Origin of the sequence: Sphingomonas sp. BE123 (genome assembly GCF_031456015.1) — a bacterium.
GTDB lineage: Bacteria > Pseudomonadota > Alphaproteobacteria > Sphingomonadales > Sphingomonadaceae > Sphingomonas.
In genome coordinates, this window is the sequence record NZ_JAVDTW010000001.1 from 81220 (window position 1) to 93748 (window position 12529).

Annotated in this window: 8 protein-coding genes and 1 tRNA gene; 3 read left to right on the forward strand and 6 right to left on the reverse strand. The window is 64.8% G+C overall.

Going from position 1 to position 12529, the window contains the following annotated elements:
• The first annotated feature begins 1 nt into the window (after window position 1).
• Window positions 2-1669 carry an MFS transporter gene (locus tag J2Y54_RS00315; RefSeq protein ID WP_310036001.1) on the forward strand — a complete coding sequence of 556 codons (1668 nt, stop codon included), beginning with the start codon at window positions 2-4 and terminating at the stop codon, window positions 1667-1669.
• Between the two features lie 171 nt (window positions 1670-1840).
• Here the strand turns inward: J2Y54_RS00315 and J2Y54_RS00320 are convergent, their stop codons facing one another.
• Genes J2Y54_RS00320 through J2Y54_RS00330 form a run of 3 tightly spaced genes read right to left on the reverse strand, consistent with a single transcriptional unit; the run spans window position 1841 to window position 7246 of the window.
• Entirely contained in the window at window positions 1841-2779 is a 939-nt protein-coding gene (locus J2Y54_RS00320) for an alpha/beta hydrolase (protein WP_310036003.1), read from the reverse strand.
• Window positions 2780-2781: 2 nt separating this feature from the next.
• A complete protein-coding gene (locus J2Y54_RS00325; protein ID WP_310036004.1) occupies window positions 2782-5874 on the reverse strand; it encodes a TonB-dependent receptor domain-containing protein in 3093 nt (1030 codons plus the stop codon).
• Window positions 5875-5911: 37 nt separating this feature from the next.
• Window positions 5912-7246 (reverse strand): dicarboxylate/amino acid:cation symporter, encoded by a 1335-nt coding sequence (locus J2Y54_RS00330; RefSeq protein ID WP_310036005.1) that lies wholly within the window; start codon window positions 7244-7246, stop codon window positions 5912-5914.
• Between the two features lie 231 nt (window positions 7247-7477).
• Here J2Y54_RS00330 and J2Y54_RS00335 point away from each other — a divergent pair, with 231 nt between their 5' ends.
• Window positions 7478-9223, forward strand: coding sequence for an ATP-binding protein (locus tag J2Y54_RS00335; protein ID WP_310036008.1), 1746 nt, complete (start codon window positions 7478-7480; stop codon window positions 9221-9223).
• Window positions 9220-10557: a sigma-54 dependent transcriptional regulator gene (locus J2Y54_RS00340; RefSeq protein WP_310036010.1), complete on the forward strand. Its 1338-nt coding sequence runs from the start codon at window positions 9220-9222 to the stop codon at window positions 10555-10557. Before J2Y54_RS00335 ends, J2Y54_RS00340 begins: the two co-directional genes overlap by 4 nt.
• A 3-nt stretch (window positions 10558-10560) precedes the next feature.
• Here the strand turns inward: J2Y54_RS00340 and J2Y54_RS00345 are convergent, their stop codons facing one another.
• From J2Y54_RS00345 to J2Y54_RS00355, 3 genes are all read right to left on the reverse strand, one after another.
• Window positions 10561-11928 (reverse strand): hypothetical protein, encoded by a 1368-nt coding sequence (locus J2Y54_RS00345; RefSeq protein WP_310036013.1) that lies wholly within the window; start codon window positions 11926-11928, stop codon window positions 10561-10563.
• Between the two features lie 99 nt (window positions 11929-12027).
• Window positions 12028-12115, reverse strand: a tRNA-Leu gene (locus J2Y54_RS00350).
• Between the two features lie 86 nt (window positions 12116-12201).
• Window positions 12202-12480, reverse strand: a complete 279-nt coding sequence (locus J2Y54_RS00355; protein WP_310036016.1) for an integration host factor subunit beta — start codon at window positions 12478-12480, stop codon at window positions 12202-12204.
• Window positions 12481-12529: the final 49 nt, after the last annotated feature.

Genomic DNA, 12529 nt, shown 5'->3' on the forward strand with positions numbered 1-12529 from the left:
GATGGCCACCACCGATGACATGTTGCCAAAGCATCACAAGGCAACCCAGAGCGAGAAGCTGGTAATCACCGCTTCGTCGCTCGGCACCGTGTTCGAATGGTATGATTTTTACCTGTACGGCCTGCTGGCGACGATTATTTCGGCCCAGTTCTTTTCCGGGGTGAATGAAACCACCGGATTCATTTTCGCGCTCGCCGCGTTCGCCGCCGGTTTTGCGGTGCGGCCGTTCGGGGCGCTGGTGTTCGGGCGGATCGGCGATCTGGTCGGGCGCAAGAATACCTTCCTCGTCACCATGGGTCTGATGGGCTTTGCGACCTTCGTCGTCGGCCTGCTGCCATCCTATGCCACGATCGGCGTGGCGGCGCCGGTGCTGCTGATCCTGATGCGACTGATCCAGGGCCTTGCGCTGGGCGGCGAATATGGCGGGGCGGCGACCTATGTTGCCGAGCATGCGCCGAACAACAAGCGCGGCCTGTACACCAGCTTCATCCAGACGACCGCGACGCTTGGCCTGTTCGCGGCGTTGCTGGTGGTCATCGGCACCCGCACCATCGTCGGGGAAGCGGCGTTCAAGGACTGGGGCTGGCGCGTTCCGTTCCTCGTCTCGATCATCCTGCTTGGCGTGTCGCTGTGGATCCGGATGCAGCTCGAAGAGAGCCCGGTGTTCAAGAAGATGAAGGAAGAGGGCAAGACGTCGAAGGCGCCCCTGACCGAAGCGTTCGGCAAATGGGGCAACCTCAAATTCGTCCTGATCGCGCTGCTCGGTGCGGTCGCGGGGCAGGCGGTGGTGTGGTACACCGGCCAGTTCTACGCGATGTTCTTCCTCGAAAAGATGCTGATGGTCGATGGCGCGACCACCAACATCCTGATCGCCATCGCGCTCGCCATCGGTACGCCGTTCTTCATCTTCTTCGGCTGGCTGTCGGACAAGGTGGGGCGCAAGCCGATCATCATGGGCGGCTGTGCGCTGGCGGTGCTGACCTATTTCCCGGCATTTCATGCGCTGTCGTCGGCGGCCAACCCTGCGCTGGCCCGCGCCGCTGCGACCGCGCCGGTCACGGTCGTGACCAACGACGCGGACTGTTCGCTGCAGTTCGATCCGGTCGGCGGTAACAAGTTCGACAGCAAGAGCTGTGACATCGCCAAGGCGTTCCTTGCCAAGAACGCGATCAGCTACAGCTCGATCGAGGCGCCGGTTGGTGCGATCGCGCAGGTCAAGGTCGGCGACGTTACCTTCACCGCGCCCGATCCGGCCCAAGTGACCGGAGCCGAGCGCAAGGCGGCGATCACCGCGTTCCAGGGGGAGCTGAAGGCCGCGCTGACGGCGGCGGGCTATCCGTCCAAGGCCGATCCGGCGGCAATCAACAAGCCGGTGGTGGTGGCGATCCTCACCTGGCTCGTGCTGCTGGTGACCATGGTCTATGGCCCGATCGCGGCGATGCTGGTCGAGCTGTTCCCGACCAAGATCCGCTACACGTCGATGTCGCTGCCCTATCATATCGGCAATGGCTGGTTCGGCGGTTTCCTGCCGACGACGGCCTTCGCGATGGTCGCGGCGACCGGGGATATCTATTACGGCCTGTGGTATCCGATCGTCGTCGCGGGGCTGACCCTGGTGGTCGGGCTGCTCTTCCTGCCCGAGACGTTCCGGAAGAATATCGACGATTAGCAGACCACGGCTCGCCACTTCATTCCCCTCCCTGAAAGGGAGGGGCTAGGGGTGGGTTTAGCGGTCGGGGAGGCTCGATGCCTTCCCGGCCGCTTTTGGTCTAGGCGATGAGTTCTTTGCAGCGCGCAGACGCGCGCACCCACCCCAACCCCTCCCTTTCAGGGAGGGGAGTTATTGTTCGGCAGATTCGCTCCCTAGCCAGCCATTCGCCCGCGCCCAGCTCGCGAACAGGCGTGGCCATGCCGCAACCGGCTCGCCGGGTTTGCCGAGGCCCCAGCTATGCCCGCCGCGCTGGAAGAGGTGCATCTCGACCGGACGCTTCGCTGCCTCCATCGCATCGGCGAGCCGCTGGCTGTGCGCTACCGCGGCAATCGGGTCGTCGATCGCATGGGCGAGGAAGATCGGCGGGGTCGAGGCTGTCACCTGCGCTTCCACTGAATAGGCATCGCGCCAGTCGGGCAGCTTGCTGACATAGCGGGCCGTCCGCGTCGTATCGATCGGCGCGCGCATCGAGATCACCGGATAGATGAGCCCGGCAAAGTCCGGCACCGCGCTCACGCGATCGGCAATGTCCGCAGCCGCGTAGAAATCATGCGACCCGCGTGTCGCCAGAATGCCGGCGAGATGACCTCCAGCCGAAAAGCCGATCACGCCGATCCGCTTGGGATCGATCTTCAGCCGCTCTGCATTGGCGCGCAGCAGCCGCATCGCGCGCTGTCCGTCCTGAAACGGCGCGTCCGCATTCCAGCCGTCGCCGGGCAGACGGTAATAGAGCACCACCGCCGTCACGCCGCGCGCCGCCAGCCAGCGCGCGGTCGGCACTGCCGCGCTGCTGATCTGGATGCGGAAATAGCCGCCGCCCCCGATCACCAGGACCGCCGCGCCATTCGGCTTTTTTGGTCGATAGATTTCCATGCGGGGTGTGGAGACGTTGGACACCGCACCCGTCGCGCTACCCTCCCCGCCAATCTTCTCCGGGCCGGTGCCGCCACCCGACCCGGGCATGGCGGCGGGCCACAGCTTGAACACCTGATCGGGGCCCCTGTCCGCCGCCGCCGAGGGAGTGGCGGCGGCGAACAGGAACAGCAATGCAAGGAGCGACCGGATCACCATCAGAACTTCAACGTCGCGCCGACATAGAAGCGGCGCCCGGCCACGTCATAGGCGGAGTTCTGGTTGGTCAATCGCCCGCTTTCGGTACCGGTCGGCAGGAACGGGCTGATCGCGTTGGTCACGTTGTTGATCCCGGCATAGACACGCAATTCGGTGTCGCTGCGCGTGGGCACGTCGAGCGACGCGAACAGGTCATGCTCCCACACATCGTCGATGAACAGGTACATCGGCACTTCGGCGTTCGGGACGGTTTGAAGCAGCGCGCGATACTGATCGACCTGCGCATTGCTGTCGTTGATCGATCCATAGACGGTGGTGGTCCAGCGCACGCGCACCGGGCCGATCGTCCAGGCGAGCGACCCGCGCCCGCGATATTTGAAGCTGCCTTCGGCCAGATCGCCGCGCAGGTCGTTGACCACGGTGCCGTCCACGCCCGCGAACGTCACCTTGTGCCTGAGCACATGGGTCCCGTCGTAGCGCAGGTCGAAGCGACCGAGGATCCCGATCGCGTCCTTGAGGCTGAAGCTCCAGTTGAACGCGACGTCGATGCCCGACACGTCCATGCTGGCAAGGTTCACCTGGCGCTGAACCAGCTCGACGATCTGGCCGTTGTTCGGATTGCGGGTGATGTCGGCGCAGAACGGGTTCGATGCCTGCGCCGTGTCGGTGTCATAGCATTGCAGCTGGATATCGCGGTTCGAATAGGCGTCGATCGCGTCCTTGATCTTGATGTCGTAATAATCGACCGCCAGCGTCATGCCGCGCAGGAAGCTGGGGTTAAACACCGCGCCCAGGGTGAGCGTGTCGGCGGTCTCTTCCTTCAAATTCGGGTTACCGCCGTTCGGGCTGAACAGATTGCCGCCAGCCTGATTATATTCCTGTGGGTCGCCATCGGCGCGCTGCTGCGCGAATAGGGCCTGAATGCCCGGATCCTGGCGGCATGCCGCAGCGATGCGTCCCGATGTGGTCGGCGTCACGCCGTCGCACAGATCCTGTGCCGCCTCGAAATTGCCGCGCGGGGGCGAATAGATTTCGGCAAGGTCGGGCGCACGCTGGGCGCGGGCATATTGCGCGCGGAAACGCAGGTCCGCGACCGGGGCATATTGCGCACCGGCACGCCAGCTCAGCACCGTGCCGACCCGGTCGATATTGTAATGCGCAGCGCGCGCCGACAGATCGACGCTGAGCGCATAGGCGAGCGGCTGTTCCTTGAGCAGCGGGATGGTGACTTCGCCGAACCCTTCGACCGCAGTGATGTTGCCGCCGAAATTGGGGACGGCGTTGCCGGTGGTTCCGCCAGCCTGCGACAAGGCGTCGCCGCGCAGCTGCTGGCTGTCGCGGCGGAAATCGACGCCGAACGCGGTCGACACCGGCCCGGCGGGCAGGTCGAACAGCGCGCCGGTGGCGAAGGCCTGCGCCGTCACCTGCTCGATCGTCAGCTGCTGGTGCAGGTCGGCGCGGATCCATGCTGCCGCCTCGGGCGTGATCGATCCTTCGCCGAACAGGTTGATCGGCACGCAGCCCGCGGCGCGCGCGGTCGCATCGATGCAGCGGGGCAGGCCATCGGGGCCGCGTTCGGCGGCGAGTGCCTGAGTCAGCCGGGCACCGTTGATCTCGTTACGCCGCCACTGGTCCTGCTCGTACCGGCCATAGCCTGCGCTCGCCTCCCACTTCCAGTCGCTGCCGACCGTCCCGCGCAGGCCCGCCCAGCTGCGGATGGTGGTGCGCTCATTCTCGGTGATCTGCCCGCCAACCTCGTCGAACCGGCGGTCCCAGGCGAGGCCGTTGCCATTGGTCGGCGCGTCGCGGCGGATCTCGTCGGGTACGAACGGGTTGCACGCGCCCGAGCCGGTGCCGGTGGCACGGCGGCAGGAGATGCGACCATATTCGATCTCGGTCGTCACGCCGGTCACCGGGTCGGTCAGCGGATAGGTGGAATCCCAGCCGATGCCGACCGCTTCGCGCGTCTCGCCGGAGTCGATCCGCGAGAACTGGACCTGCGCAAAGCCCTCCAGCGCGTCGGAGAACTCGTAATTGACCTTTGCCGCCGCGAGATAGCGTTCGCGCGGGAGGATCAGCGAGCGGCCGGTACGCTGGTTGTAGCCATCGCGGTTGGGCAGGAAATAACCGCTATTGCCATTGTCGGACGTGCCGACATTAATCGGCGCGCCGGTCTGCACGTCCGGCCCGAGCGGGACAAGCACGCCGTTGCGGTAGAAGCGGTCGCGCGCCGAGGACGATCCCGAGAATACGCCGCCGGGGGTGAACGACGACAGATCGGCGGGGTTCAGCGGCGGGAAGAGGCGTGCCGGCTGGTCGCCGCTCGTGGGCACCCCGTTGTTGAGATAGACCGTCTCCAGCAAATTGGTGCCGGTGTTCCAGTCATAGTCGTAGGATACGCCACGCGTCGCCCATTCGCGATCAATTGCCCGGATTCCGTGATCGCGGTCATAGGTGCCGCTGATCAGGAAATAGCCGCGCCGGTCGCCAAAGCGCGTGCCCCAGCTGGCGTTGTACGTTTCTTCGAGTCCGTCGCCTTCCTCGGTGAAGCCGGTGCGCGCGTTGAGACGGAAACCGCGCTGGCGGTTTTCGGTGATGATGTTGACCACGCCCGCGACTGCGTCGGAGCCATAGACCGACGAAGCGCCGCCAGTGATGATCTCGACCCGGTCGATAAAGTCGGACGGGATCGTCGACAGGCTCACGCGGTTGCCGATGCCGCTGTTCGACACCGTGCGGCGGCCATCGACCAGCACCAATGTGCGGTTGTCGCCCAGATTGCGCAACATGATCGAGCTGAGGCCCGAATTCTGCGTGTTGCCGGTGACGCTCGCATCGTTGAGCGTCGACGACACGGCGGGCAGTTCGGCCAGCGTCTCGCTCAGTTCGCTGTCGCCGGATTCCAGCAGGTCCTGCGCCCCGAGCGTGACCGTCGGGGTCGCCGTGTCATAGGTTTCGCGGGCGATGCGGCTGCCGGTGATGATGATCGGTTCGGCCTGCTCGGCGCCAGCGGCTGCGGGTGCGTCCTGCGCCATTGCCGGCGCGACCCCGGCGCCCAGCGCCGATGCGAGCAACAGATATCTGACCTTCATGTGATCCTCCCTGGATATTGCCGCGCCCTTCGGGGCGTCAGTCTGCGTCGGTTTCGGCAGCCGGCCAGGCCGGTCCCGCAGGCGGCGCGCCGGACAGCGCACGGTCCAGCGCATCCTTGTCGAGCGCATTGTCCCAGCGCGCGACGACCACCGTCGCCACCGCATTGCCGATGAAGTTGGTGAGGCTGCGGCACTCGCTCATGAAGCGGTCGATGCCCAGGATCAGCGCCATGCCCGCGACCGGCACCGAGGGTACGATCGACAGCGTCGCGGCAAGCGTGATGAAGCCCGCGCCGGTGACGCCCGCTGCCCCCTTGGACGAGATCATCGCGATCAGCAGCAGCGCGATCTGGTCGCTGAGCGACAGGTCGACATTGCACGCCTGCGCGATGAACAAGGCCGCCAGCGTCATGTAGATGTTGGTGCCGTCGAGGTTGAACGAATAGCCGGTGGGCACGACCAGCCCGACCACCGACTTTTCACAGCCCGCGCGCTCCATCTTGTCCATCAGGCTGGGCAGGGCGCTTTCGGAGGATGAGGTGCCGAGCACCAGCAGCAGCTCGGCCTTGAGGTAGCGCATCAGCTTGAAGATCGAGAAGCCGGCAAGCCGTGCGACAACACCCAGCACGACGACGACGAAGATCAGCGAGGTCAGGTAGAAGGTCGCGACCAGCCCGGCGAGGTTGGCGAGCGACTCGATCCCGTATTTGCCAATGGTGAAGGCCATTGCACCGAACGCGCCAACGGGCGCCGCACGCATCAGGATGCCGACCAGCTTGAACACCACGAGGCCAATGCGCTCGAGCATGTCGCGCACGGGTGCGGCGGGTTCGCCGACCATCGACAGCGAAATGCCGAACAGGATCGCGACAAGCAGCACCGGGAGCAGCTGATCGCCGGTCAGCGCCGACACCAACGTGGTCGGAATGATCGCCATCAGAAATTCGATGATGCCGCTCTCGTGCGCCTTGGCGACATAGCCTTCGACCGCGCCGGTATTGAGCGTGGCGGGGTCGACATTCATTCCCGCGCCCGGCTGGACCGTATTGGCGACGATCAGGCCAACGACCAGCGCCAGCGTCGAAAAGAACAGGAAATAGGCAAATGCCTTGCCCGCGACGCGGCCGACCGAACGCAGCTCGGTCATCCCGGCGATGCCGGTGACGAGGGTGAGGAAGATCACCGGGGCGATGATCATCTTGACCAGTTTGATGAAGGCGTCGCCGAGCGGCTTCATCGCCTCGCCAGCGCCGGGGTAGAAGTAACCGAGCGCGATCCCGCCAGCGATCGCGATCAGCACCTGGACATAGAGCTGAGTCCACCAGCGTCCCGGCTTTGCGGGCTCCGCCGCGTAATCGAGTGCAACCGCCATCAACCATCCCCTTTGCGCGCCTTGATTGGCGCGTCTGGCTATAATGGGCAGAACTATGCGGGCGACAGGGGCTTTCCGGAAGCGGCGGATATTATGGTGTAGTATCAGTCATATAGAATGAAATACGCTTCATCGACCGAACAAATATGTGTGAAAATTCGCACATGAAAAGCCGGTCATGTGTGGTATTCCGCGCGAATGGACGTGGCAAAGACTCGGATATCGCGGCGCGTGGCACTGGTCGCGGTCATCGGCCTTGTGCTGGTGGGTGCGGTCGCGTTGGGAGCGGCGCGCTGGGCGCGGGGACAGGCCGTGGCGGCGACCGATGCGGCCGCTGCCGAACTGGCGCGCGCCAATGCCGGGTTGCTCACCAGCGAGTTGCAGAAGTTCCGACTGCTTCCACTCGTCCTTACCGAATATCCGGATGTGCCCGCATTGCTGGATGCCCCGTCGGCGACCGTCGCGGCACGGGTGAACGCCCGGTTGGAGCTGCTGGCCCGGCGCACCGATGCGGCGGCAATCTATGTCATCGACGCGCGGGGCCGAACTGTTGCCGCAAGCAATCATCGTCTGCCGACCAGCTTTGTCGGGCAGAATTACGGATTTCGTCCCTATTTCCGGGATGCATTGCGCGACGGCAGTGCCGAGCTGTTCGCGCTGGGCACGATCAGCGGTGTGCCGGGCCTGTATCTTGCGCAGCGGATCGGTACGCTTGCGCGCCCGCTCGGGGTCGTGGTTGTCAAGATCGAGTTCGAACGCGTCCAGTCGGCCTGGGCGGCGCAGCAGGGGACGACGATCGTCACCGACCGGCACGGCGTGGTGATCGTCACCGGCCGTCCCGACTGGCGCTTTCGCGCTGTCGCTCCCTTGTCGGCGGAGAGCCGTCGGGCCATCCGCAGCTCGCGGCAGTACGGCACCTTGCCCCTCTCGCCATTGCCGCTGACCATCGCGGGTGCGGATGTGCGGCAGGCGGACCCCGATGCCGCGGGTCGCGTGGCGAGCGTTGCCGCGCCGCTTGCCGGGGCGCGACTGCATGTGCTGATGCCGCTGCGTCCGGCGCTGGCCAGCGCCAATGCCAATGCCCGGCTCGTCACGCTCGCCGCGCTTGCGTTGATCGTCGGCGCGCTGGTCCTGGTGTGGCGCGCGCGGGAGCGACAGCAGCTGCAGGCAGCAGCGCGTGCAGCGCTGGAGGCGCAAGTGGCCGAGCGCACCGCCGAACTGCGCGAGACCAACAAACAGCTGGAGGCAGAAAGCGCGGAGCGCGCGCGGGCGGACCAGCGCTATCGCGCGGCGCGCGAGGAACTGGCACAGGCCAGCCGCCTCGGCTCGCTGGGGCAGATTACCGCCGGGGTGGCGCATGAGATCAACCAACCGGTCGCCGCGATCCGCACCTTTGCCGACAATGCCCGCCAGCTGCTCGACCGTGGCGAGACGGCGCGGGCGACCGACAATCTCGGGCGGATCAGCGCGCTGACCGAGCGGATCGGCACGATCACCGCCGAGTTGCGCAACTTCGCGCGCAAACGCACCCCCGAAATCGGCGCGGTCGAGATCGGGTCGGCACTCGATTCCGTCATGCTGCTGATCGGCGATCGCGTGCGCGCGGCGGGGGTCGCGTTCGAACGGCGCGGCGACCTGACCGTCCGCGTCATCGCCGATCGCGTGCGGCTCGAACAAGTACTGATCAACCTGGTGCAAAATGCGCTCGACGCACTTGGCTCGACCGAAGCGCCGCGCGTGATCCTTGCCGTGGAGGCGGCAGCGGAGCGTGCACGCATCACCGTGACCGACAATGGGCCGGGGGTGCCACCGGACCTGCGCGATCAGCTGTTCACGCCTTTCGTCACCGGGCGGGAAGCCGGGCTTGGGCTGGGGCTTGCGATCTCGCGCGATATTGCGCGTGATTTCGGCGGCGAGCTGATTCTGGTCCAGACAGGCGAGGGGGCGCAGTTCGAACTGACGCTGCTGCGCGCATGATCGGCGCGGGCGCGCAGACCGTCTTCTTCGTCGATGACGACGCGCCGCTGCGCGAGGCGAACGCGCAGACACTGGAGCTGGCCGGACTTCCGGTGCGTGCCTTCGCCGATGCTGCGACGGCACTGGCGGCGATCGGACCGGCGTTCGACGGCGTGGTCGTCAGCGACATCCGCATGCCCGGAATGGACGGGCTGCAGCTGTTCGCCCACCTGCGCGCAATGGACCCCGAACTGCCGGTCATCCTGATCACCGGCCATGCGGATGTGCCAATGGCGGTCGGCGCGCTGCGCGATGGTGCGTTCGATTTCCTGCCCAAGCCCTTTGCCGCCGACCATCTGGTCGCGTCGGTGCGGCGGGCGTTGGCGCATCGGCGGCTCATACTCGACAATCGTGCCTTGCGTGCCGCAGCCGCCAGCCCGCCGGACAGTCCACTGATCGGCGACAGCCCGGCGATGGTGCGACTGCGCGAGAGTGTCGCGCAAGTCGCGCGCGCCGAGGTCGATGTGCTGGTGGAAGGTGAGACGGGGACCGGCAAGGAATTGGTCGCGGCGATGTTGCATCGCGGATCGGCGCGGGCAGCGCGACCGTTCATCGCGGTCAACTGTGCCGCCTTGCCGCCTGCCCAGGCCGAGATCGAGCTGTTCGGCCATGCCGCCGATGCAGTGCCCTATGGCCGGTTTGAGCGGGCCGGACGGATCGAGGCCTCGAGCCGCGGGACGCTGTTCCTTGACGAGATCGACGGCATGCCGCTGGAGGTGCAGCCGCGCCTGCTGCGTGTGCTGGAGGAGCGTGAAGTGCTGCCGGTCGGCGCCGAGCGCCCAATGCCGCTGGATCTGCGCGTCATCGCTTCGGCAAAAAGCGATCTGCGCGAACTGTCACGACGGGGCGCATTCCGCAACGATTTGTATTTCCGGCTTAACGTCGTGCGTCTGTCGATCCCGCCGTTGCGCGAGCGGCGTTCGGACATCGCGCAGTTGTTCGCCGCGTTCGTTGCCGAGGCGGTGACGCAGACCGGGCAGGGTGGCTTTCGCATGACCGACGCGGTTCGGCGCCATCTGCTCGACCATGATTGGCCCGGTAACGTCCGCGAGCTGCGGAACTTCGCGTTCAGCGCGGTGCTGAACTTGAACGACGGTGCGGTGCCGGTGGCGCAGCATCAAAGCCTGCCCGACCGGATCGCGGCCTATGAGGCGATGCTGCTGCGCGAAACGCTGGAAACGACGCGCGGCAATGTCGCCCGGGCAATCGAGTTGCTCGGCATTCCGCGCAAGACCTTTTACGACAAAATGGCGCGCGCGGGGCTGGCGGCGGCACAGTTCAGGCCACGTGATTAGCTGCTAATTCGGGTTGAGCTGCGGCTGCGTTTTTTTAGCGAGCTTGCTAACCTTGTTCTTGATCAACGTATCGATGCGTTGCGCCTCCTGCTTGACGAGCGATATGTCTTTTACCGCTTTCAGCTCTTCGGTCGCGAACTTGAGCATTTCGTTCTTGTTCGAAAGCGAAAGGGTTGTGCTGTTGAGCCACTTTTTCAGATTGTACAGATACTCCGATTTTCTTCTTTGCAGCACCCACCTGTCCAGAACGATGTCGAGTTTGGCTAGCGCCGTGTTGATGTTGGATTGATCGTGAACGGTTTCGAGGATGGTTTCCGCTCGGTCCATCGCTTCGAAATAAAATTCATCATGGACCGGGTTGCTCTCAATTTTCTTGGCGAGTTTTTTGAGTGCGACCTTCTTTTGTCTGGCAAGCCTGACGTGCCGGCTAACTCCCTTTGTCGAGAACTTGAATCCGGAGTCGCCACGCCATCCGTTGACCTTGCTACGCCTCAGGCTCGTGGAGACCGAGCTTGCCTCGCCATGGCCCTGGCTCTTGAAGGGGCCCAGATTCTCGTTTTTGGCTTCCTGCTTCGTTGCCCGACGCCCTGTGGCAGTGATCTTTGCTCCGGGGCGGCTGTAAATGGTCCAGACCTCATTCTGTCCCATCGGGAGCAGGCTATGGGCAGCAACCATCTCGCATTTGAAGTCGGCGGCAGCGTTCTCGGTCAGGTTATCGGGATTCGCTGCGATCGCCGTCACGCGATAATGTACGAACGGGGGAACGAGTTTCTCCGTTGCCTTCTTTTTGTTGCCGCTCTTGGCCAATTTATCCTGAAGGCTCTTCTCGTGAAGCTCTACGCGCGCATTTTGCTTTAACTTACCTTCTGCGGTATTTTTATGTTCCGCATTGGCCGAGTATGTAATCGGGAAAAGATTATAAATCTCTCCGACGCCACCGAGATTGTCGTTGAGCAGATGACCTCGGACGAAACGCGCTTTGAACGCTTTTCCGATTTGCTTGTACAGTTCCGGTTGCTGGCCATTGGGGGCCGATCCCGCGATTGGGTCGCGCGCATCGATCCATGCGTCCGCAACCTTGCCGACCTCCTCCTTTTGGAGGTCGCCATTTTCATCCTCATAGCCGACTGTCTGGGTCTTGTACTTGACCTCGGACTCTAGCTGGATGACCGGCTGCCCGGATCGGGAGAGCTGGCATAGGCCAGGCTTTTGCAGCTGGGCATGGCGCTGGACGAGCGCCTTTGCACGGGGGCTGCCGGCGAGCGCGGCGGCAAGCTGGGCCAATTGCGGCCGTGCGCTGGATGCTGCGGGCGCCCCGGCTTTGGTGCCTCGACTGGGCGTTCGCTCGGCACGGGTGGCGAATTGCGGCATCGGTCATGCTCCCCCAATCCGAGCAGGATAGCGGGACCGTTGCGACAGGGCAACGACCCGGGAAAGCTGGGGACCGGCCATACGGCGTGTGAAAACGGCTGGTACGGGCGGGGGGACTTGAACCCCCACGGGCCTTGCGGCCCAACGGATTTTAAGTCCGGTGCGTCTACCATTCCGCCACGCCCGCGCCTTGCGACCGGTGCAGGGCAGCCGGTCCTGCGCGGCTCTATCGGCGCAGTGGCGGCCTGCCAAGCGCTTAGCGGTGCCGCCGGCTCAGACGTTGAGGCGCGTGCGCATTTCCTTGCCGGGCTTGAAATAGGGAACCCGCTTCGCCTCGACATCGACGGCTTCGCCGGTGCGGGGGTTGCGTCCGGTGCGGGCGTCCCGGGCACGGGTCGAAAAGGCGCCGAAGCCTCGCAACTCCACGCGTCCATCGTCCACCAGCCGCTGCGCGATCTCCTCGAAGAAAATATCGACGATGCGCTCGATCTCCCGCATCGCGAGGTCGGGATTGTCCGTCGCAAGCATCTGAACGAGTTCGGATCGGATCATCATTATCCCCATTGCCGGGCCGCGGTATCGGCACCGCAGTCTGATGCAT

Coding starts and splice junctions, on each gene's coding strand:
- J2Y54_RS00315 (WP_310036001.1), top strand. CDS start 2: ATGGCCACCACCGATGACATGTTGCCAAAGCATCACAAGGCAACCCAG.
- J2Y54_RS00325 (WP_310036004.1), bottom strand. CDS start 5,874: ATGAAGGTCAGATATCTGTTGCTCGCATCGGCGCTGGGCGCCGGGGTC.
- J2Y54_RS00330 (WP_310036005.1), bottom strand. CDS start 7,246: ATGGCGGTTGCACTCGATTACGCGGCGGAGCCCGCAAAGCCGGGACGC.
- J2Y54_RS00340 (WP_310036010.1), top strand. CDS start 9,220: ATGATCGGCGCGGGCGCGCAGACCGTCTTCTTCGTCGATGACGACGCG.
- J2Y54_RS00345 (WP_310036013.1), bottom strand. CDS start 11,928: ATGCCGCAATTCGCCACCCGTGCCGAGCGAACGCCCAGTCGAGGCACC.
- J2Y54_RS00355 (WP_310036016.1), bottom strand. CDS start 12,480: ATGATCCGATCCGAACTCGTTCAGATGCTTGCGACGGACAATCCCGAC.